The organism is Hymenobacter metallicola, assembly GCF_004745645.1.
GTDB lineage: Bacteria > Bacteroidota > Bacteroidia > Cytophagales > Hymenobacteraceae > Hymenobacter > Hymenobacter metallicola.
The window spans coordinates 829,826-851,353 of record NZ_SRMB01000002.1 but is presented as its reverse complement, the minus strand read 5'-3'; the positions used below and the strand labels follow the sequence as shown (position 1 = coordinate 851,353).

Here is a 21,528-nt window from a genome sequence, read left to right as displayed (position 1 = left end):
AGAGTAACTCCCTATTAGTCGGCTACTACCAAGCGTTGGGTAGTGCTACCGGTAGCCGAACGCACCGTTACCAGATACACGCCCGGGGCCAGATCCTGCAACGGCAGCTGCCATTCGGAGTGCCCCAGAGTTGCCGTGTGCGCCGCGTCCAGTAGCTGCCGGCCCAGCGCGTCGAGCACGGTCACGCGCACCACCTGGGCTTCGGGTAGCTGCAGGCCCAGCGTCACGAAGGTGCGGGCCGGGTTGGGGTAGAGCTCGAAGGGCAGGGAGCTGGACTGAGGAGCCCTCTCCCGCTGTGCCGGTTGCAGCTCCGAGGCGGGCAGCAGGTGAGCCCCGGCCCAGTCGGCGTGGTCGTAGTTGCTGTTGTCGTCGGCGTTGGTAACAACCAGGCGCAGCTGGTTTTTGCCAACCACATTCAGGTCGAGGCGGGCCGGGGCGGAGGCGCCCGTCAGCGTGCTGCTTTCGTAGGCCAGCGTACCGTCCAGATACACCTGAAACCTCACGCTGCCGTTGTTGTCGACTTCGTCATCCACCCCCATGTCGCTCAGTAGGCGGGTGTAGGCGCCGTTTAGGGCATATACTATTTCGGAGGCCGCGTGCACGCCCAGGCCTTTCGTGTACGTGACGCCGCCCAGACTAATGGTTTTGCTGTCGGCCGGGTCCAGCTCCCCGTTGCTGCCGTCGCGCTCCACCGGTCCCCAGCCGCTGCTGGCCGAAACCCAGGGAAGATCCGACAGATAGATGGCCGCCGGCGCCGTGCCGGGCCGCGACAACGCCGCCCCCGGTATCGGCTGCTTCGCTAGGCCCGGCCCCGCGTAGCTCACGCCCAGCACCTCGGCGCCCGTGCGCTCAAAAAAGGTCACGGTAATGGCATGTACGCCCGCCCGCAGCCCGATGGTACCCGACTTCTCGGCCGCCCCGTGCAGCCCGTCGTTGTTGACCACCAGTTGCGTGCCAATGAACAGCTGGCTGCCGTCGTCGGAGTTGGTAAAGAAGGAATAAACCCCATCGGCGGGCACGCGCACGTAGCCGGTGTAGCGGAAGGCAAAGTTTTCATCCCGGCTGCGCGGCCCCAGGTCAAAGCCCGTTACCGTACCCGTTTTGGCGGGTGTTAGGGTGGCAAAAGTGGGCAGGGCGCTCCAGCCAGTGCCTTCGTAATACCCGTAGTTCAGGCCCGCTACCGTGTTGGCGGGGTTGTCGGGCGTGCGTAGGGCGGCATCGGTTACGGTGAAGTTGACGGTCAGGGCCTGGCCGGCCGTGCCCGTAGCATTGGCGGCCGTGTAGGGCGTGGCCGTTAGGGTGTGGCTACCCACGGTGGGCGTCCAGGGCAAGTAATCGGTAGGACCATTGTCGCCGGCCAGGGCGTAGGGCACCGTGTTTTCGGTCCGGAAGTTGGCGTTGGCATCGTAGGCAAACCGCACGCTGCCCACGGTGCCCGGGTTGGTGTTGGCCCTGATGCTGAGGTTGCGCGAAGGCAGCGTAGCCAGGTTGAGCACGGCCCCGGCCGGCAGCGGGTCGTAGCCGACTATGGGCTGGTCGGTATCGGCGTTGAGCAACGTGAAGCTCGCCACGGCCTGTCCGGTCGGTACCACCCGGAAGCTGGCCGTGTAGGTGGCATCGGCGGTAGGCGTGGTCAGGGTTTGGGTGGCCGTGCCGCCCTGGCTCCAGCCCGTAAACTCGTAGGTAACCCCGTTCACCGTCTGCGGACTCACCACGCCCAGGGTCCGCAGCACGCCTTCCACGCTCGTCACGGCGGCCGGGGTATTCAGGGGCTGCCCGTCCAGAGTCAGCCGCAGGCCGGCCGGGTTGGTGGCAAAGCTCAGCACCGAGGTGCGGGGGTAAATGTCGCGGTACACGGTGGACGTCAGGCCGCCGGCGTCCGTCACGGTCAAGTAAAGCCGGTACCACACGTTGGCAGCCGTTTCCCCGGTGTTGGGAATGGCAAAAGAGCCGGTTTTCAAGCCCTGATTGAACGCGGTGCCGTCGTGCACGTGGGTGTCGTGGTGAAAGTCAACTTTCCAGCTGAAGGCGCTGGCTGGCAAGGCGCCCTGCTCGGCGTCGGTGGCATCCCCGGAGAAGGTAATGGTCGTGCCGGCCACGTAGGTTGTGCCGTCGGCCGGCGTCAGGATCTGGGCCGTCGGCGCGGTGTTGGGCGCCGTCACGGTGAGCGTAGCCACGCTGCTGGTTGCCGAGCCCACGGCATTGGTTACCACGGCCCGGTACTGGCCGGCATCGGCAGCCGTGACGCTGGCAATAGTATAGGTGGCGGCCGTAGCCCCGGTGATGTTCACCCCGTTCTTCTGCCATTGGTAGCTCAAGGGGGCCGTGCCGGTGGCCGCGACGGTAAAGGACGCCGCTTGCCCCGGGGCCACACTCACATTGGCCGGCTGGCCGGTAATGACGGGGGCACTGGTCGAGGGCGTATACACCACTTTGTAAAGGGCCCCGGCGCTGCGGCTCAGGTAGTAGAGGTTGCCGTCGAGGCCGGTAGTCAGGCCAACGGCGTTGCCGGGCAGGGCCGTGGCAAAGGGTGAGCGGACGGGCGTGCTGCCCGATAAATCAATGTAGTTGATCCACTGGTTGCACAAATCCTGGTAGAAGTACTTGCCGACGTAGGAAGCGGGGTAAGTAGTGCTGGCCGGGTTGAAGAAGGTGCCGCCCGTAATGGCGCAGCCCTTGCCGTCGCCGGTGCCGTGGGGGTAGCTGAACACCGGGCTCGTGACGCCGGCAGCCGTGGTGGCGCCCTCGGTGGCGGGCCAGCCGAAATTGCGGCCCCCCGTGGTAGCGTCGTCGATTTCCTCCCAGGTGTTCTGGCCCACGTCGTTGAGGAAAATCCGGCCCGTGGTGGGCTGAATGGCAAAGGTGTAGGGGTTGCGCAGGCCGTAGCTCCACACGCGCCGCCGCTGCTCCGAGCCGGTAGGGAAGGGGTTGCCGGCCGGTACCGAGCCGTCGGGATTGATGCGCAGAAACTTGCCGTGGTAGGTGTCCAGGTTCTGGGCGTGGCTGCCGTTGGCGTTTTCCCCAATGGCGACGTATAGCTTGCCATCGGCCCCGAAGCTCATGGCCCCGCCGTTGTGGTTGGTGGCCGAGCTCAGCGGGTCGAGCTCCAGCACCACCACCTCGCTGCCCGCCACGGCCACGTCGCCGGCGGCCGTGAAACGGCTGATGCGGTTGTGCAGCGGCGCCGTGCTGACCGTGTAATAAAGGTAGATGTACTTATTTGTACTAAAATTCGGGTCGAGGGCTATGCCAATCAGGCCCCGCTCCCCGCTGGAATTTACGCTCAAGCGCACAAAAGGCGTGGCCAGCAGGCTCCCGTTCTTGATAACGCGCAGGGCCCCGCCCTGCTCCCCCACGAAAATTCGCCCATCGGGGGCAAAGGCCAGCACGGTAGGGTTGCTGATGCCGTTGGCGACTGATACTTGGTTGAAGCCGGCCGGGAAGGTTTGGCCCACGGTTGTCAGGGCCAGCAGACTCAGTAAAAGCAGCAGCAGGGCCGTTTGCAGCTTAGCCGTCGACGGGCGGATCCGGCAGCCGACGGGCCGCCCAATACGAAGAAGTGTTTTCATAGCAGGGTTGGTAGAGGTTGTGGAACATAGAACTGAAGCGGCGTTGCCGTAGGTGAAGTGCGGGCGGCATCAGGCCGACAGCAGCGGTAGGAAACAGGAACGGGTAAGCGCAGGGCAAGCGTAAGGCAAAGAGAATGTTACGGTTGAGTTGTAAAAAGCAAGAATCGCCTATATCTAATGAAGATAAGTAAAGCCAGCGGTTTGCCCCTGCGTTGAGGTGTTAAGATTATGTCATTGTTGCTGGTAAGGCTCGTAGCTATGTTTCTGAAAGTCAGTAGAACCCATCAGCTAGCTAGCCAAATGCCGGTAGCATGGTTCTGCTCCGCAGGCAACGCGGGGCTTGCCTGGCCGCAAAAAAGCCCGGAGCCCCTGCTTGAACAGGAACCCCGGGCTGCTTATACACCTCAGCTCAGAGAAGCCAGCCTAGGTGGTTTGCACAAACTTCTTGATGTCGCCGCTGGCAATGTAGGACTTGCCATCGGGAGCAGTATTGACGTGCTCTACTACAAACAGGGTGCTTTCGTCGCGGATGCCACGGGGGAAGCGCATGTTCCAGTTGGGGTCAAATCCGTCGCTCACCACGCGGGCCCGCAGCTTGCTGCCGTCTTTCACGCACTGAATCAGAATGCCGGAGCCAATGGTGTCGGTTTCTTCCAGATCGGCCAGCGTCGTGGCGGGCTTGGCCGCGCGGGAACTGCTGCTACTGGTGCTCCGGCTGCGCGACGAGCCGTGGTGGCCACCGGCCAGCGGGTCAGTTTCGCCCGGCCGCACGAGGCGGGTAATAGTGCCCTTGGCCCGGTAAAACGTACCATCGGCACTCCGCTCCAGTTCCTCAACGATGTAGTGCGCCCCCTCGGCCCGAATGGCCCGGGGAAACTGAATGTTTAAGTCGTCATAACCGGCCGAGACAACCCGCACGCGCAGCTTGCCGCCTTCCCGGAAGCAGACCAGCTCCACGCCCGTGCCCGGCTCGCTCACTACTGGCAGCGCGTGGGCCGCCTGGTCGACGCTCACGCCGCGGCCGGCCAAGTCGACCCGGGCCCGGCGGCCCTGGAAGGCCTGGTCGCGCAGCTCCTTGCGGCTCTCGTTGTCGAGGTGGCGGCTGGCAATGCGCTGGGCGTAGTGGTTAATCTGGTCGATTTCCTCGGCAATCTCGAAGTGCTCGTGCAGGCCTTTGGCGGTCAGGTCGGCTACTAGCTGGTGCAGCAGGGCTTCGGCCTCGGCGTGCTTGCCGGCATCGGCCAGGTCCACGGCCTGCTCTTTGTCGCGGGCAATGCGCAGGCGGGCCAGCTCCAGCATGACGCCGCCATCGGAAGCCGTGGCTACGGCCTCAATGCTGCCGGCCGTGAATTGAACCGTATGCTCGCCCGTAATGGCCTCGATGCTGCCGTTGCGAATGGCATCGGCGCGGTAGGCGACCTGCAGCAGCTGGTGGGCACCGGTGGGCAGGGCCGGGAGCTGTAATTGGAGCCCGAGCAGCTTGTCCTCGTTCTCGTACACATCTCCCAGGTGCAGCACCATGCGGCCACCGGACTGGGCCTCCTGCCGGGCCAGGCTCAGCACATCCCCGAGTACCGTGGCCCCGAGGGGCGTGAGCGTAACGGTCAGGTTTTGGGCGGCAATGGCTTTGAGGCTGTCCAGCTCGATACCAAACACGTCGGCCGCATCGTCCAGGGACTGAATAAAGTAAAAGTTGCCAGCCGCGGCTCGGGCCATGCCAATCAGCAAATCTTCCTCGAAGTGGCTGCCAAAGCCCAGGGTCGTCGTCGTAATGCCTTCTTCTGCCTTCTTGCTGGCAGTAGTAATCAGAATAGCCGGATTGGTGATGCCGTTGTTGGCCTGCCCGTCGGTGAGCAGCAGCACGCGGTTCACGTGCTGGTCGGTTTTGTGCTTGGCCACCAGTTCGCAGCCCTGCAGCCAGCCGCCGCTTAGGTTAGTTAGCCCCCCGGCCCGCACACCCTGCAAAATGCGCTTGATATTGTCCTTATCGGTCACGAGCTGGGCATCCAGCAGCGTGCTCACTACGTCGTCGTACACTACAATGCTCAGCCGGTCGTCGGCGGTGAGGCGGTCCACGAAGTTGGCGGCCGCCTGCAAGGCGTAACGGAGCGGGGCGCCCGCCATGCTGCCGCTGCGGTCAATGACCAAGGCCACGTTGAGGGGCCGGCGCTGCGGGTTGGGAACGTCTTCCCGGAATTTTAGGAGCAGGCTGGTCGTGTCGGCCAGGTTTTCGAGAAGTACCGGGGAGGTAGGCTGCTGGGTTATGTGCATAGGAGAAGAGAAAGGAATAGGAAAAATAGGGCAAGTAACACCCGGCCCGTCGCCGGGAGTGGGGGCGGGAAAATAGGTAAGAAATCAGATATTCAGCTGGCGCTATACGACCGGGCCGCTCAGGTTTCAATCAGGGGCCGGTAGTCGTGCTCGTTCTCGAAGCCCGCCAGCCACGCGGCGGCCCGGCGGCAGGTACGGAGGTGGGGCGGCACCCGCAGCACGTAGGTGTGGGCCGTGGAAGGACAGATAACGCGCAGGGCCACAATGGGCTCGTCGCCTTCCAGCGGAATGCTCAGCAGCTGCCGTTCCCCACCGGCGTCCCGGTCCCGGTCGATAATCAGGCCGCCAACTTCCTGCACAAGCCGGTCGAGGCCAAACCGTTCCAGCAGTACGCGGCGGCGCGTCACGTTGCGCACATTGAGAATATCCACGGCCTTCAGGTCTTCGGGGCGGAACGCGGTGCGCTCGTCCACGGCCGTGCCCTGCCAGTGAATATTGACCCGCAGACCGCTGGGCAAGCCCGTCAGGCCGCTGCCCGCTACTTCCAGCCAGTGGGTAAGATGAATCGTAGCCGGGAGTTGGGTAAGCAAAGGGCAGTTGGAAACGTCGAGCGAACGAGCGGTGAGGCGCTCGGGCAGGCGCCGCAGCTGCCGGCAGCCGCTCAGGTTGAGGCTCTCGCGCACCAGCCAGTCGCCGGTGAGCTCCCGGATGGCGGTGCGGGCGGCCTGCACGCTGGTGGCACGGAGGCGCTCGGGCAGCAGCTCCAGAGTAGAACAGTCGTTGACCTCCAGGTGGGTGCATTCCAGCAAGCGGGGCAATTCCCGGAGCCGCTGCTCCCCGTTCAGCCGCAGCGCCCCGCTCACAATCAGCTCATCCGGCATTCGACCCGATAGTAGCAGAGCCCGCGCCACCTCCGGCGTAGCGCGCACCGGACCGGCCGGCTGAGCTACCTGGGGCGGTGGGGTGGGCACCCCGGCCGGGCGGGGGCGGTAGGCCGCGGCCGGTTCGGCAGCCGGCGGAGCTTCGGTAGCAGGCCGGCGTAGCTGGCGGCCCCGGGCGTTGATGCTGAACATAAGCGGCAGATGTCTAGTCTACGACGGTCCGGATGGCGGAAGGGGTGTACTCGCGCTGCTGCCAAACGCGGTAGACACCCACCGGCAGCTCGATGGGGCGGTGCTCTTCGTGGACTAGCGTGGCCGAAGGGGCCGAAACCAGCAGGTATAATTCCTGGCCATACACGTACAGGCTGGCCGCCCCAAACTCCCGGATGCGGTGGCTATGCCCCGTGTGCTCCCCATGAGCCAGCACTAAACCCGTGCGCGGAACCGAACCGGCTGGTAAGGCCGCAACCGGGGCAAGCAGGACGTCGCCGTGGCGATACTGAAAAGGGGACTGAGTCATGGCTTTTGCTAAAATGATTTGCTAAATAATTTTGCTAACACCGTGTAGTAGGCAGCTGTGGCGTTGCTCTGGTAATAATACGAAATAACAGTGGAAAAGGCTATATACGGAGGAAATATTTACTAATGAAATTAGTATAAAGCCTCTGCTTAAAACAACAAAAGGCCGTTCTGACTAGCAGAACGGCCTTTGCGGCAGCCAGCCTTTTAGTAGGCTTCAGCAGGCGGTTTACCCGCGGCGCAGCACCTCGGCGGCTTCCTTGGCAAAGTAGGTTAGAATGGCGTCGGCGCCGGCCCGCTTGATGCTGAGCAGCACTTCCATCATGGTCTTCTCGCCATCGACCCAGCCATTGCGGGCAGCGGCCTTAATCATGGCGTACTCGCCCGATACGTTGTAGGCCGTTACGGGCAGGTGAGTGTGCTCTTTCACGGTGTGAATTACGTCGAGGTAGCTCAGGGCGGGCTTTACCATCACCATGTCGGCGCCTTCCTGCTCGTCGAGGGCCAGCTCGCGCAGGGCTTCGCGCTTGTTGGCCGGGTTCATCTGGTAGCTTTTCTTGTCCCCTTTCTTGGGGGCCGAGTCCAGGGCGTCGCGGAAGGGGCCGTAGAAGGCCGAGGCGTACTTGGCCGTGTAGCTCATGATGCTCACGTGCGAAAAAGCGTTGCGGTCCAGCACGTCCCGAATCCAGGCCACGCGGCCATCCATCATGTCCGAGGGGCCGATGATGTCGGCGCCGGCACGGGCCTGGGCCAGGGCCATCTGACCCAATACTTCCAGGGAAGCGTCGTTCAGGATTTCCCCCGATTCGGCATCCACTACGCCGTCGTGACCGTCCGAAGAATAAGGGTCCATGGCTACGTCGGTCATGACAACCACGTCGGGGAACTGCCGCTTGATGTCGGCTACGGTTTTCAGATATAAGCCTTCGGGGTTGGCCGACTCTTTGGCCAGGCGGTCCTTCAAGGCGTCGTTGATGCTGGGGAAAGGAGCAAAAGCCTTGATGCCCAGCTCTATGGCCTGCCCGATTTCGTCGATGAGGCGGTCGGCGGTGAAGCGGTGAATGCCCGGCATCGAGCTTACTTCCAGCGTTTGGTTCTGGCCCTCAATCAGAAAAACCGGGTAGATGAAGTCGTGGGTGGTCAGGTTGGTTTCCTGCACCATGTTGCGAATGACTTCGGACTTGCGGTTACGCCGAGGGCGGTGTGTGGGGAGAATGGCCATTGATACGTTTGGGAAGATTCAACCGGGTAAAACAACGTCGGCAAAGGTAAGGTTGCGAGCGGCAGCGAGTTTACTCCGGCCGGGCCTTGCCATAGCCTTTCGATACCAGCAGGAAGCCGCCCGCTATCAACACCAACCCGCCCACTACGCCCAGCAGGCTCCCCGCGGCTACCGCCACCAGTACTCCGGCTCCGGCCACGGCTATGCCGCCAAACAGCAGAAAGTCATTATAGCCGATTCGGGCCGGCTGGCGCAGGCGGAGCCGCTTGGCCCGGGGATGCGCCGCGGCAGGTGTCTTTTGAAGCGGATGAGTGCTGGTAGTTGCGGCGGCCTCCCGGTGCTGCGGCGGGCGCACCAGCAGGCGGCGGAGCCCAGGGGCCGGGGTCGGGTGGGGCGCTGCTGCTGGGAGTGGGGTGCCGCTGCCGCTACTAGGCGCCGCGGCGCGGGCGGGTAGGGCCGCTACCGATTCGGAAGGGGTAGATGCGGCCGACGTGGGACTAAATTGAAAAGCCGCTTTCTGGCTCTGGCAGCTGGCCAAAGACCCGAGAAGAAGTAAACAGGAGAGGCGCGCTAGGTGCGTGAAGCGGGGCCGGACAGGGAAAAGCAAAAGCGTAGCGTGAAGTGTGAAAAGAAGGATTCTCTTCGGTAGCCGAAGAGCTGCAAGAAGCTCATTGCGAAGCTCAACGCTACTATAAGCTGCCAAATTTTTTCCTGTCCCCGATTTCAGATAGGCCGTAAAACGAGGTAGGTGACCCCACCTTCTGCTCTCTTACCAACCAACCTCAAAGCCATGAAAGACAGCAAGCAAACTCCCAAGACGCCCAACAGCGGCGAAACCGGTAAAAAAGCTCCCGGCGTAGCCGGTCAGCTCAGCGGCCCCCACGAAGGCCCCGTAGCCGGTGATGCTACCAACACCCGCGGCGAAAACGTGCCCAGCGCAGAAGGGCGCAGCGGCGGTGCCAAGAAAGGCAAGAATAATTAGCCGCCCCAGGCAAGCGTAATAAAGCCGAGGCCCGCGCCCTGTTCAGCAACAGGACGCGGGCCTTTTCTTCGGTCCCATTATCAGGTAATGACTTCGTAGCAGCGAGCCAAGCCCAGTTACATGTTGAAAAACTCCTGGAATATTTCCCGCCAGGCGTGCGGGCCCCCAAAACCCATCACCAGGAAATAGTAGCCCAGAATAACCACGGCTGCTCCCAGCCCCAGGCCTAGCCAGCCGCCCAGCAGCAACCCCAGAATGATACCCCCAATGATTAGTAAGGAGCCCAGGAGCACGTGAAAAACGTCGGCAGTACCATCAGCCGTTCGGCCCGGCGTACGCGCCTTTTGCCAGGCCCGCACGCGCTGAGCTTCCGACCGGGCCTGCTGCCGTAGAGGCCGGGAAAGGTGGGCTCGGCTCAGGGCCACGGGCCGGCTAATCCGACTGGTCTGCCGCTGAGGTGGCGTAGCTGGCGCTGAGTGAGGAGTTGTCGGTGCCCTCGGAGCTAGTGCCCGAGTAGCTGGAGCTTCCGCGGGAGTAGTGGGGGCAACGGCCGGGGCGGGTGGCTGAAACTGAAAAGCAATTTTTTCACTGCGGCAGCCCGCTAGCAGAATGATAGAAACCAGAAATACGCGGCTTGCGGAAAATACGGGCATGGACAAAAAATAAGCGGACCGCCAAGATAAGGCAGTCCGCTCAGCTTACGGGAAAAGCTTAAAACGAGGTTGGGGGAATGAAAAGGCTCCGCTATTCACTCGGCCTGCTATTTTCCGACCTGGCTATCCGGCGCGCGGTTGGCCGTTTGCTCTAGCCCGTTGGTAGCCTGCTGGCATATGCGCGTCGGCGTCTGGCCCGTTAGCATTTCTTTCGCCTTGGCCCCCGCCAATCTTAATTGATGCGTAGCCGGCAAGTCACACATTGGCTGAGCCGTAAAAAAAGCGGGCTTTCCACACTGGAAAGCCCGCTTTTGGTAAAATGCAGCTGGCGCCTTAAAAGGCCAGAATTACCTCTTCAATAATGTCGCAGGCCTCGTGCATCTGCTCCTCGGTGATGACCAGGGGCGGGGCAAAGCGGATGATGTCGCCGTGGGTGGGCTTGGCCAGCAAGCCCCGCTCCATCAGGCTCACGCACACGTCCCAGGCAGTGCGGCCGTCGGCCGTGGGCCGGATAACCACCGCGTTGAGCAAACCCTTGCCGCGCACCAGTTCCACCACTTCGGGGCGCTTGGCCATCACGCGGCGCATCCTTTCGCGGAACACTTCGCCCTGGGCTTTCGAATTGCTGATCAGGTGCTCGTCGTGCAAGACGTCGAGGGCGGCGCGCAGCACCACGCAGGCCAGCGGGTTGCCGCCAAACGTGGAGCCGTGCTGACCGGGTTGAATCGTGAGCATGATCTGGTCGGAAGCCAGCACCGCCGATACCGGCATGGTACCACCCGATAAGGCCTTGCCCAGGATCAGAATGTCGGCGTGCACGCCTTCGTAGCACACGGCCAGCAGCTCGCCCGTGCGGCCCAGGCCGGTCTGAATTTCGTCGGCAATGAAGAGCACGTTGTGTTGTTTGCACAGGGCGTGGGCGTGGGCCAGGTAGCCGTCGGCAGGCACCATTACCCCGGCTTCGCCCTGAATCGGCTCCACCAGAAAGCCGCAGATGTGCGGGTCTCGTAGGGCTTCTTCCAGGGCGGTCAGGTCGTTGTAGGGGACCACCTGGTAGCCAGGCATATAGGGCCCGAAGCCGCCGGTGCTGTCGGCGTCGGTGCTGAAGGAAATGATACCGGTGGTGCGGCCGTGGAAGTTGTGCTCCGCCACCAGGATGCGGGCCTGGTTGGGGGCAATGCCTTTTTCCTGGTAGCCCCACTTGCGGGCCAGCTTTAGGGCGGTTTCCACGGCTTCGGCGCCGGAGTTCATCAGCAGGGCCTTGTCGTAGCCAAACAGCTCGCACAGTTGCTTTTCGGCCGGGCCGAGCTGGTCGTTGAAAAAGGCGCGCGAAGTCAGGGTCAGCTTCTGGGCCTGTTCTACCATAGCGCCCACAATGCGGGGGTGGCAATGCCCTTGATTTACAGCCGAATAGGCCGACAAGAAGTCGAAGTAGTGCTTGCCGTCTACGTCCCACACGTGCACGCCTTCGCCCCGGCTCAGCACCACGGGCAGCGGGTGGTAGTTGTGGGCGCCATAACGGTCTTCCAGGGCCATCAGCTCCTGGCTGCGGCTGGTAGTGGGGGCGGTTGGGGTGGGGGTAGCGTGCATAGTGGGTGGGAGTTAGGCCAATAAACGAGTTCAGCTAGCCCAAAACTACGCAAAAGCTTGCAAGGCGTTGGCGGAGCTGAAACGGGCAGCTGGACAATAACAAGACAGGGGGCGAAACACGTAAGGTTAAAATGTATGTGGTTGAATTTCAATAAGTTATTGTTGAGCTTCAAGTGCGGTGTTTCATCCTTTATTCTTCTTCTGATGACTACGAACTCCTCTTCCCGCCGCCACCCCGGCCTCTGGATTCTGGTGCTGCTGGTGCTGGTAGGCACCGGCGCGTATCTGTATTTCCGCTCCGACAAAGGCCAGGAAGTCTTGGCCGACAAGGGCCAGGAACTGCTGCCCACCCTGGAAAACGCCACCATGACCGTCGGCAACATCACGCCCGACGAAGTGAAGGCTCACATGAAAGTGGATTTGCGCAACCAGATGCCCATTACCCTCCAAGTCGACAGCTTCAGCTACGTGACCAAAGTGGATGGCACGGAGCTGGCCCACGGCGCTAAAGACCAGGCCACCGTGCTGAAAGGCAAGGGGATAAGCCATCTGAGCGTGCCCGTGTCGATGGATTTAGGCAAGATCAAAGACAAGATCAAGACCAGCCAGCAGGATTGCGTCGACGTGCAGATGGTCATGACGCTCTTCACGACCTTGCCCATTGCTGGCTCCAAGAAGATTCCAGTGGAAGTTACCAAGCGTATCTACGTGCCCAAAATGCCCAGAATCGAAGTGGCCGACATCGACGTGGAGCACTTGGGTCTGAAAAATGGAGAAGCCGTGGTCAACCTCAAGATTACCAACTACAACCCGTTTCCCTTCACCATTCGGCAGGTGAAGTACGACTTCCGCATCAGCGACGATATGCAGGTGCAGGGCGTGGAGGAAAAGGATGTGTCGTTTCGCAAGAAAGGCACCGAGATGATGCCGATTCGGGTGCGTTTCGAGCCCAAGGGCATGCCTAAAGTTGCCTTCAAAACCTTGTTTAAAGCCGAAAAAACGCCCTACACCCTGGATGGACACGTGGTAGTGGCGGCCGGTAAGCACAATCCCAAAGACATGACCATGAATTTCGCCAGCAACGGCAGTCTGCAGGATTTAAAGAACATTCCTAAGAGCGGGGAATAAGCTACCGTTCCGGCTTTTACTCTCCCAGCCGGTCCAGCCGACTCTGAATGTCCAGAAACTTGCCCACGTAGTTGCCTTCCTCCGAGCCGTCGGCCCGCACGATGGTCCAGTCGTAGACGGCGCTGGTGGTGAATTCCAGCGTCTGGCCCGTGGTGTAGCTGCGCACGGTTTGCAAGGTGTTGGCAATGGTACCCTGCACGTAGGCGTCTTCCCACTGCAGCACCTGCACAAAGACCTGCTCAAACGTGCCGTCGGCATCAATCACCCGGGTCGTCAGGTAGAAGGTTTCCCCCGGCTTCAAGCCGGCCTGGTACCGTTTGCGGGCCTGCGGCAGGGTGCGCAGGGCTTCTTTCATCGGCTTGGCAATGAGTTGGTCGAACAGCACCATGGACTGCTGCGGACTCACCGAACCGGTTTCAGCCGTGGGCTTGTCGGCCGCGAGTTGCTGCGCCCCAGCGGGCAGGGCAAGGCCAGCACACAACAGAAGCAACAGGTGGGGGCAGTGACGTAGCAACATGGCAGGTGACCCGGTAATGCATTGCGGGACTGGTTGAAAGGTACGGAAAAGCTCGTGCTTGGATAGGGCCGCTACTCCTAGCCCGCCGCCGTAACCAGGCTTGTGGGCTGGGGCTTCTCCAGGCTAGCAATCAGCCGCTTGCCCAGGGCCATGCCCGGCTTTTCAATAAGATGGTAGGTGGTCGTAGCAACCAATAGGTCTAGCCCGAGTAGCGTCAGGTAGCGCAGCGCGTAGTTCAGCAGGCCCGGGCTCAGGCCCGGTTGCATAATAAAGTCGGTAAGGTGCAAGTGGGTCATCAGGTGCAGCACGGCAAAATGCGTCAGGTACATGCTGTAGCTGATTTTGCCGGCATAGATAGTCAAGGGGTTGACCAGCAGGCGTATCGGGTACAAAGAAAGAGCATAGGTAAGCAGCACAAAAACTACCCCGAAGCACAGGTAGTTGGGTACCAGGTCGCCGAAAAGCAGGCGGGCTACCAGCAGGCCCACAGTCAGGAGCAGCAGCCAGGCCCGGCTAGGGGCCGATGAAAGCGGGTCGGCTTGCGGAGTGCGCAGCAGGAAGAACAGCACGATGCCCATGGCAAATATGGGCAGCTGGGTAGGGAAGGCCAGAAACAGGAAGTCGGCCCACAGGCTGGCCTCCGGAATCAGGGGGTGGCGGCCAAACCACAGCACGAAGGCCACCGCTCCCAGCGTGGTAAGGGCCACGAGCCACACGGCCCGCTGCAGCGAGTTGACCCACAGAAAAACCAGGGGCAGAATCAGATAAAAGCTCATTTCCACGGCTATCGACCAGCCGCCGGGCACAATACTATTAATCCAGCGCGGGTTCCAGCCGTTGCTGAAGCTCATCGTCGACAGCACTTGTGGCAGAGTCACGGCCGGCGCGTCGCCCAGCCAGGCGCGGGGCCCCCAGCCATCCTGCCATAAGTAGTACAGGATAGCGCAGTAGAACAGGGGCGCAATCCGAAAAAAACGCCGCAGAAAGAAGTTCAGGGTCGGGTGCTGTTCCTGCCGGGCCCGGCTGCCCATCGACAAATACAGCGTCAGAGCACTCAGCACGTAGAATAATTGGACCCCACGGGCTCCTTGTTGCACTACTGCGGCAAACAAAGGATGATTGGGCGTATTGGTACCAAACAAGGCGCAATGCACCAGCAACACCGCCAAGACTGCTACTCCCCGCAGCGCATCGATATAGTCGTATTTTTTCGTTTCCATAGGCTGGGTACGCTCGGCAAAACAGTTTCTTCCCCGGTGAGCCAGCTAAAATAAGGACTAGTTTTTATAAATAAAATATAAATAATAATGAGAATGGTTATAGCAAGGTTGAGCAGTGCTTGCTTCGTCAATCTGGCAACTCCTCATTTTCTGGTACCTTGCCCAGCTATGGCACTGAAACCCCAGCCCCTGCAGCCAGGGGATTATTATCTGACCCCAGAAGGTTTTATGGTATTTACTGAGCAGTATCATCGGCGGCGCGGATTCTGCTGTAAAAGCGGTTGCCGGCACTGCCCGTGGGGTTTTTCAAAGGCCACCACGACTACGCAAGGCCCGGCTTCCCAAGGCTAACCGCTTATTTTTCAGCATCCCGGTTTGTTACTGTCGTACAAATACCGATATTTGCGTCCCTTTTTCCAGCATTGAAACCTCTAAGTCCCTCGATATCATGGCACGAGTTTGTGATCTGACCGGCAAGCGTACCCGCGTAGGCAACAACGTTTCGCACGCCAACAACAAAACCAAGCGCAAGTTCTACCCGAACCTGCAGAAGAAGCGCTTCTACATCCCGGAAGAGGATGCTTGGGTAACGTTGAAAGTAGCTACCAGCACCATCCGGACCATCAACAAGAACGGCATCATGTCGGTCCTGAAGAAGGCCAAAGAGCAGGGCTTCATCGTTTACTAGGTTTTTTCGGAAGCCTGGAGTAGTAACTTACGGCCAATTACGCTGAATTGACCCCGCACGCAACGTGTTGGGCATTTCATAGTCTTTGTGCCATATGTTCTACTCTCTTCTGTTTAAAACGCCCCGGGTCCTTTTAACTGTCGCCTTAACGACGGTTTCATTGGCTGGCCTCTCGTCGGAAGTTCGCGCCCAGCGCACTGCCGCTGCCGAACGTCCCACTGATTTTTTAGAACCCGCATTTCACCGGCAACGGAGAGAGCTGCTGCGCCAAGCGCTGCCGGCTCGCTCCGTTGCCGTTTTTTTTGCGGCTCCCGTCCGCAACCGGGCCAATGACGTTGACTTTATCTACCATCAGAATCCGGATTTCTACTACCTGACCGGCTACACCGAGCCCCATGCCGTGCTAGTCCTCTTCAAAGAGCCCCAAACCATTGGGGGACAGAGCGGGATTACGGAAGCTTTATTCACGCAGCCCCGGGACCCGCAGCGCGAGTCCTGGACCGGGCGCCGTATGGGCTCCGATGGGGCCAAGCAGCAGCTCCAGCTCCAGTATACGGCCGATAATAAAGCCTTCCCGGAAGCGGGCATCAAGTGGGCCGACTTTAGCCAAGTGCTGTTCCTGGATCTGCCCACCGACGTGCGCGACGATACCCGCGACCCGGCCGACCTCTACAACCTCGTGGCCGACTTCCGTCGGCAGGCTGGGGTGCCCGCCGATTACAACCCGGCGGTAGGGGAGCTGCGCAGCCTGATTCAGCGTTACGGCGCCACCAACTCGGCTAATCTGCTGCCCTACCTGGAAATGCAGAGCAAGGCCCAGCCCGCCGTGGCCGCCGACCCCTATATCCAGGCGTATCGGCAGGCTACTACCGATGCCGACCGGCAAAAGGCCATTGCGAATAAAGCCGCCGCCGGCCGCTACGACGGGTCGACCCTGGGCTCAGTGCTGGACGGCATGCGTGAAATCAAGACGCCGGAGGAAATAAAGCTGTTGCGCCGCGCTATTCAGATTTCGACGACGGGGCAGCAGGAAGTAATGAAAGCCCTGCGGCCCGATATGTCGGAAAACGCCGTGCAGGGCATTCATGAGTATGTATACCGCACTTACGGCGCCGAGTTTGAAGGCTACCCCAGCATTGTCGGGGCCGGGGCCAATGGCTGCATTCTGCACTACGAAACCAACGACAAGCCCCGCCTGGGCAACGACCTGATCTTGATGGACTGCGGCGCCGAATACCACGGCTACTCCGCCGACGTGACCCGCACGGCCCCGCCTAGCGGCAAATTCTCGCCGGCCCAGCGCCAGATTTACGAGCTGGTGCTGGCGGCCCAGGATGCCGCTTTCAAGGAGTGCAAGCCCGGCAGCGAGTTTCAGGCGCCCCACAAGGCGGCCCTGCAGGTTATTACCGATGGTCTGCTCAAGTTGGGGTTAATTAAGGACGCAACCGAAGTACGCAAGTATTTCACCCACGGCACGTCCCACTACCTGGGCCTCGATGTGCACGACCGGGGCACCTACCAGCCCCTGCAGCCCGGCGTGGTTATCACCGTTGAGCCTGGCATCTACATTCCGGCCAATAGCCCCTGTGACCCCAAATGGTGGAACATTGGTGTGCGAATCGAAGACGACATCCTGATTACCAAAACCGGCTACGAGAATCTGTCGGCCGGTGCTCCGCGCACGGTAGCCGACATCGAATCGTTGATGGCTAAGTCCAGTGCCCTGGATAATTTTAAACTGCCCAACCTAAAATAGTTAAGCCGCTGCAAGGGCCTCGCAAGCAGAGCAGCACAGGTTTTTTCGCTTTGTAGCGGCAAATGGTAACACCCTCTGCGCTAAAATTGGAAAAATCTATGCTACTATTCGGCTGACCATTTGACAATTCCGAAAACACTTGTACCTTTGCAGTCCTTAATCCAAAACCCCAAGTCGAGATGGCTAAGAAAGGAAACCGGGTGCAGGTAATCCTGGAGTGCACCGAGCACAAGAACTCGGGTATGCCGGGCACCTCGCGCTACATTACCACGAAGAACCGTAAGAATACGCCTGAGCGTGTTGAGTTGAAGAAGTTCAACCCCGTGCTCAAGAAAATGACCGTCCACAAGGAAATCAAGTAATTGAGCGATGGCTAAGAAAGTAGTAGCAACCCTGAAAGTAGCAGGCGGCAAAGACTGGGCAAAAGTCATCCGCGCTGTAAAGTCGCCTAAAACTGGCGCTTACACCTTCCGCGAGGAGATGGTACCCGTTGACAAAGTGCAGGAATACATTGCTTCCGGCACGAAGTAATTCAAGGCCGCTGGCATTTTGAATGAAGTGAAGAAGTCCCGCCGCCGTGGGACTTTTTTGCGTTGTAGCGTGAAGCTCCAGCTTCGCGCGTCGTTGAACGTACAGCGTTGAACGGAAACATATCGAGCAACGACCTGCGAAGCTGGAGCTTCGCGCTACATCTGACCGTATGGGCCTCTTCGATTTTTTCAAGAAGGACAAGGAAAGCAAGGAGCAGCAGCAGGCGCTTGATGAAGGCCTGCAAAAAACTAAAACCAGCTTTTTCGACCAGCTCAGCAAAGCCGTAGTGGGCAAAACCACCGTGGATGAGGCTGTGCTCGACGATCTGGAGAGCGTGCTGGTACACGCCGACGTCGGCATTGATACGACCGTGAAGGTCATTGACCGCATCGAGAAGCGGGTGGCCCGCGACAAATACGTGAGCACCTCGGAGCTGGACCGTATTCTGCGCGAGGAAATTGCCGGCCTGCTCGATGCCAACAGCGGGGCCACCGGCTCGCGCGCCATCCTGGACCGGGCCGACAATACCGGGCAGCCCTTCGTGATTATGGTGGTGGGCGTGAACGGGGTGGGTAAAACCACCACCATCGGCAAGCTGGCCCACCGCTTCCACTCGGCCGGCAAGAAGGTAGTGCTCGGCGCGGCCGACACCTTCCGAGCCGCCGCCGTGGATCAGCTCATCATCTGGGGGCAGCGCGTAGGCGTGCCCGTCATTTCCCACGGCATGAATACCGACCCGGCGTCGGTGGCTTACGATGCAGTACAGAAAGGGGTGGAAATGGGTGCTGATGTAGTCATTATCGACACGGCCGGCCGCTTGCACAACAAGGTGAACCTGATGAACGAGCTTAGCAAGATTAAGCGCGTGATGCAGAAGGTGATTCCCGATGCTCCGCACGAGGTGCTGCTGGTACTCGACGGCAGCACGGGGCAAAATGCCTTTTTGCAGGCCAAGGAATTCACCAAAGCCACGGAGGTTTCGGCCCTGGCCATTACCAAGCTCGACGGCACGGCCAAGGGCGGCGTAGTTATCGGCATTTCCGACCAGTTCAACATTCCGGTGCGCTACATTGGGGTCGGCGAGAAGATGACCGATCTGCAGCTCTTCGACCGGCATACGTACGTCAACTCGCTGTTTTCGAAGAAGTAAACCTGCCAAAGCGGACATTCCGAGCGAGGCGAGGAGCCTGGGCCTGCCGGTTGGGCAGTACCCGGATTTCTTGTTTCGCTCGGAATGTCCGTTTTACGGGTTGAAAAGCCTGGTTGCCGTGCGTCTATTCATCTTCCTGGTCCTGCTGCTGCGCATAAGTCTACCGCTGCAAGCCCAAACCGCGTTGCAACAACCCGTAGCCGGCCGCATCGAGCACCTCGGCAGCTTTGCTTCCAAGCTCGTGGAGCCGCGGGCCGTGGACGTGTGGCTGCCGGCTAACTACGACGGTAAGCGCCGGTTTGCGGTACTGTACATGCACGATGGGCAGATGCTGTTTGACAGCACTACTACTTGGAACCAGCAGGCGTGGAACGTAGATGATGTGGTGACCCGGCTGCAACGCGACGGGCAGTTGCAGGACGTACTAGTAGTAGGCATCTGGAATGCCGGCCCGCGTCGCCACCCGAATTACTTTCCGCAGAAGCCGTTTGCGCAGCTCAGCGCGGCCGAGCGCGACACCGTGTAGCAGCAGCTCCAGCAGGCGGGCCGCGCTACCGAGCCGTTTCAGCCCAATTCCGATGCTTACCTGCGTTTTCTGGTGACGGAGCTTAAGCCCCTGATTGACCGCAAGTACCGCGTGTACACCGACCGGCGGCATACGTTTGTGGCCGGTAGCAGCATGGGGGGACTGATTTCGCTGTATGCCCTGTGCGAGTATCCGAAAGTATTCGGGGGGGCGGCCTGCCTGTCGACGCACTGGCCCGGCACGTTCACGCTGCGCAACAATCCTATGCCCGCGGCCTTTTTGCGCTACCTGCGCACCGCCCTGCCCAGCCCGCGCACCCACAAGCTGTATTTCGACTGCGGCGACCAGACGCTGGATGCACTGTACCCGGCTATTCAGCGCGAAGTAGATGCCGTGGTGCAGGCCCGGGGCTACACTGCGGCATCTTGGCAGACGCGCTACGTGCCGGGCCAGGACCACAGCGAAAAAGCCTGGAGCCGCCGCCTCGACTGGCCCCTGCGGTTCCTGCTGGGCAAATAGCCCGGGCTGGCGCCACTGCTACGGTGCTGTGCAGCCATGGACCCTGCCACGCAGAAGCCGGGAGTGGCGGTTCTGTCACACAAAGAAACCTTCCGAGTAGGAAAAGGCGTTGCCGGGTGCGTACCTTTGCGCTCCAAATTCCGCTGCGGACTTCAACCGGCAACTTTCTCAGTGCTAAGAAATTGTCCGGCCGTCCGCTTATACCACTCGCATGAAAGTAAGAAGCCAGCTGGCCAATAAAGTCAACGTCATCACCCTGGGCTGCTCTAAAAACCTCGTCGATTCGGAGGTGCTGATGGGGCAGCTGCAGGCCAACAACTTCCAGGTAACCCACGAGGCCGACAAGAGCGACGCCAACATCGTGATTATCAATACCTGCGGCTTTATCGACAACGCCAAGCAGGAAAGCATCGACACCATCCTGCGCTACGCCGACGAGAAGGAAGCCGGCCGCCTCGACAAGCTCTACGTAACGGGCTGCCTCTCGCAGCGCTACAAGGACGACCTGGAGGTGGAAATTCCGCAGGTAGACGCCTACTTCGGTACCCTGGAGCTGCCCCAGCTGATGAAGACCCTGGAGGCCGACTACAAGCACGAGCTGGTGGGCGAGCGGCTCATTACTACGCCCCGCCACTACGCCTACTTTAAAATTGCCGAGGGCTGCAACCGGCCCTGCTCGTTCTGCGCCATTCCGCTGATGCGCGGCAAGCACGTCGACCGGCCCATCGATGACCTGGTGAAGGAAGCCAAGCGCCTCGCCTCCATGGGCACCAAGGAGCTGATTCTCATTGCCCAGGACCTGACCTACTACGGCCTGCAGGCCTATGGGGAGCGGAAGCTGGCTGATTTGCTGCGCAACCTCTCCGACGTGAACGGCATCGACTGGATTCGGCTGCAGTACGCCTACCCCTCGCAGTTCCCGCTGGACGCCCTGGATGTGATGATGGAGCGCGAAAATATCTGCAAGTACCTGGACATGCCCTTGCAGCATATTTCGGATAACATGCTCAAAACCATGCGTCGCGGCATTTCAAAGCGCCGCACGGTGGAGCTGGTCGATACCATCCGGCAGCGGGTGCCCGGTATTGCCCTGCGCACCACCCTCATTGCCGGCCACCCCGGCGAAACCCAGCAGGACTTCGAGGAACTCTACGACTTCGTGGAGCAAACCAAGTTTGAGCGCCTGGGCATCTTCACCTACTCGCACGAGGACAACACGCACTCCTATACCCTGGCCGACGACGTGCCCGCCGACGTAAAGCAGGACCGCGCCGACCAGATCATGGAGTTGCAGCAGGGTATTTCGATGGAGCTCAACGAGCAGAAAGTAGGCAACACCTACAAGGTCCTGTTCGACCGTAAGGAAAGCGGCTACTACGTGGGCCGCACCGAGTTCGACTCGCCCGAGGTCGACAACGAAGTGCTGGTGCCCGCCACGCCCGACACGTACGTGTCGCTCGGCGGCTTTGCCAACGTGCAAATCACCGATGCTTCCGACTTCGACCTGTACGGCAAGCTGGTGTAACGGCTTCCAGTAACCTTGCTAAAGAAAAAAGCTGCCCGTTCAGGCAGCTTTTTTTCGTTTGGACCTTCGGCGGCGGTGGCCCCGGGTCCAGTAGAGCACCAAGCCGATAACTGGCTGAGTAAGTACGGTATGAAACCAGCGGCGCTTTTCCCACCGCCCCGGAAAATGACCTCGTTGGATGTAAATGAGCGTGTATATCCAGGGCAGGGGCACCACAATGAGGAGCCACAAGCCCAGGAGCTGAAACAGATTCATGCGGATGCGGTTTGACTCCTATTCAA

General features: G+C 60.5%; 20 protein-coding genes and 1 pseudogene. 10 read left to right on the top strand and 11 right to left on the bottom strand.

All coding sequences use genetic code 11. The annotated features are described in order from the left end of the window. Positions 1-14: 14 nt before the first annotated feature. The 6 genes from E5K02_RS14380 to E5K02_RS14355 all read right to left on the bottom strand — a co-directional run bounded on the left by E5K02_RS14380 (position 15) and on the right by E5K02_RS14355 (position 9,000). Positions 15-3,569, bottom strand: a complete 3,555-nt coding sequence (locus E5K02_RS14380) for a PQQ-dependent sugar dehydrogenase (RefSeq protein WP_135395640.1) — start codon at positions 3,567-3,569, stop codon at positions 15-17. A gap of 423 nt (positions 3,570-3,992) precedes the next feature. Continuing rightward, positions 3,993-5,840, bottom strand: a complete 1,848-nt coding sequence (locus tag E5K02_RS14375; RefSeq protein ID WP_135395638.1) for a vWA domain-containing protein — start codon at positions 5,838-5,840, stop codon at positions 3,993-3,995. Between the two features lie 119 nt (positions 5,841-5,959). Then, positions 5,960-6,913: a DUF6745 domain-containing protein gene (locus E5K02_RS14370; protein WP_135395636.1), complete on the bottom strand. Its 954-nt coding sequence runs from the start codon at positions 6,911-6,913 to the stop codon at positions 5,960-5,962. Between the two features lie 13 nt (positions 6,914-6,926). After that, the gene (locus E5K02_RS14365; protein WP_135395634.1) at positions 6,927-7,241 is read right to left on the bottom strand and encodes a hypothetical protein; all 315 of its coding nucleotides are present in this window, start codon (positions 7,239-7,241) and stop codon (positions 6,927-6,929) included. A 228-nt stretch (positions 7,242-7,469) separates the two neighbouring features. Further along, complete coding sequence (gene hemB / locus E5K02_RS14360) at positions 7,470-8,462, bottom strand: porphobilinogen synthase (RefSeq protein WP_206025962.1); 993 nt, start codon at positions 8,460-8,462, stop codon at positions 7,470-7,472. 70 nt (positions 8,463-8,532) lie between these two features. Then, the gene (locus E5K02_RS14355) at positions 8,533-9,000 is read right to left on the bottom strand and encodes a hypothetical protein (protein WP_135395632.1); all 468 of its coding nucleotides are present in this window, start codon (positions 8,998-9,000) and stop codon (positions 8,533-8,535) included. Positions 9,001-9,252: 252 nt separating this feature from the next. On the opposite strand from E5K02_RS14355, the gene E5K02_RS14350 reads away from it, so the two are divergent. Continuing rightward, positions 9,253-9,444 carry a hypothetical protein gene (locus E5K02_RS14350; protein WP_135395630.1) on the top strand — a complete coding sequence of 64 codons (192 nt, stop codon included), beginning with the start codon at positions 9,253-9,255 and terminating at the stop codon, positions 9,442-9,444. A gap of 116 nt (positions 9,445-9,560) precedes the next feature. Here the strand turns inward: E5K02_RS14350 and E5K02_RS14345 are convergent, their stop codons facing one another. Further along, positions 9,561-10,097: a hypothetical protein gene (locus tag E5K02_RS14345; protein WP_135395628.1), complete on the bottom strand. Its 537-nt coding sequence runs from the start codon at positions 10,095-10,097 to the stop codon at positions 9,561-9,563. Between the two features lie 333 nt (positions 10,098-10,430). After that, positions 10,431-11,687, bottom strand: a complete 1,257-nt coding sequence (gene rocD / locus E5K02_RS14340; protein ID WP_135395626.1) for an ornithine--oxo-acid transaminase — start codon at positions 11,685-11,687, stop codon at positions 10,431-10,433. 204 nt (positions 11,688-11,891) lie between these two features. Between rocD and E5K02_RS14335 the strand changes: the two genes are divergently transcribed. After that, positions 11,892-12,815 carry an LEA type 2 family protein gene (locus E5K02_RS14335; protein ID WP_167856406.1) on the top strand — a complete coding sequence of 308 codons (924 nt, stop codon included), beginning with the start codon at positions 11,892-11,894 and terminating at the stop codon, positions 12,813-12,815. Positions 12,816-12,831: 16 nt separating this feature from the next. Here E5K02_RS14335 and E5K02_RS14330 read toward each other — a convergent pair whose 3' ends face one another. Both E5K02_RS14330 and E5K02_RS14325 read right to left on the bottom strand, forming a co-directional pair. After that, positions 12,832-13,332, bottom strand: a complete 501-nt coding sequence (locus tag E5K02_RS14330; protein WP_135395622.1) for a DUF2314 domain-containing protein — start codon at positions 13,330-13,332, stop codon at positions 12,832-12,834. A 77-nt stretch (positions 13,333-13,409) separates the two neighbouring features. Then, the gene (locus E5K02_RS14325) at positions 13,410-14,552 is read right to left on the bottom strand and encodes an acyltransferase family protein (RefSeq protein ID WP_135395620.1); all 1,143 of its coding nucleotides are present in this window, start codon (positions 14,550-14,552) and stop codon (positions 13,410-13,412) included. A gap of 87 nt (positions 14,553-14,639) precedes the next feature. Between E5K02_RS14325 and E5K02_RS14320 the strand changes: the two genes are divergently transcribed. The 8 genes and pseudogenes from E5K02_RS14320 (at position 14,640) to rimO (ending at position 21,247) form a co-directional block, all read left to right on the top strand. Further along, positions 14,640-14,903 carry a DUF5522 domain-containing protein gene (locus E5K02_RS14320; RefSeq protein ID WP_317128912.1) on the top strand — a complete coding sequence of 88 codons (264 nt, stop codon included), beginning with the start codon at positions 14,640-14,642 and terminating at the stop codon, positions 14,901-14,903. Positions 14,904-15,000: 97 nt separating this feature from the next. Continuing rightward, positions 15,001-15,240 carry a 50S ribosomal protein L28 gene (rpmB, locus tag E5K02_RS14315; RefSeq protein ID WP_044015540.1) on the top strand — a complete coding sequence of 80 codons (240 nt, stop codon included), beginning with the start codon at positions 15,001-15,003 and terminating at the stop codon, positions 15,238-15,240. 94 nt (positions 15,241-15,334) lie between these two features. Further along, positions 15,335-16,996, top strand: coding sequence for an aminopeptidase P N-terminal domain-containing protein (locus tag E5K02_RS14310; RefSeq protein WP_135395616.1), 1,662 nt, complete (start codon positions 15,335-15,337; stop codon positions 16,994-16,996). Between the two features lie 179 nt (positions 16,997-17,175). Continuing rightward, a complete protein-coding gene (rpmG, locus tag E5K02_RS14305) occupies positions 17,176-17,358 on the top strand; it encodes a 50S ribosomal protein L33 (RefSeq protein ID WP_100337992.1) in 183 nt (60 codons plus the stop codon). Between the two features lie 7 nt (positions 17,359-17,365). Continuing rightward, positions 17,366-17,527 carry a DUF4295 domain-containing protein gene (locus E5K02_RS14300; RefSeq protein WP_135395614.1) on the top strand — a complete coding sequence of 54 codons (162 nt, stop codon included), beginning with the start codon at positions 17,366-17,368 and terminating at the stop codon, positions 17,525-17,527. A 169-nt stretch (positions 17,528-17,696) separates the two neighbouring features. After that, positions 17,697-18,677 (top strand): signal recognition particle-docking protein FtsY, encoded by a 981-nt coding sequence (ftsY, locus tag E5K02_RS14295; RefSeq protein ID WP_135395612.1) that lies wholly within the window; start codon positions 17,697-17,699, stop codon positions 18,675-18,677. A gap of 118 nt (positions 18,678-18,795) precedes the next feature. Beyond that, positions 18,796-19,722: pseudogene (locus E5K02_RS14290) on the top strand (alpha/beta hydrolase). Positions 19,723-19,933: 211 nt separating this feature from the next. Beyond that, positions 19,934-21,247 carry a 30S ribosomal protein S12 methylthiotransferase RimO gene (rimO, locus tag E5K02_RS14285; protein WP_135395610.1) on the top strand — a complete coding sequence of 438 codons (1,314 nt, stop codon included), beginning with the start codon at positions 19,934-19,936 and terminating at the stop codon, positions 21,245-21,247. 39 nt (positions 21,248-21,286) lie between these two features. Here rimO and E5K02_RS14280 read toward each other — a convergent pair whose 3' ends face one another. Then, on the bottom strand, positions 21,287-21,502 hold the full coding sequence (locus tag E5K02_RS14280) for a hypothetical protein (RefSeq protein WP_135395608.1): 216 nt from the start codon (positions 21,500-21,502) through the stop codon (positions 21,287-21,289). Positions 21,503-21,528: the final 26 nt, after the last annotated feature.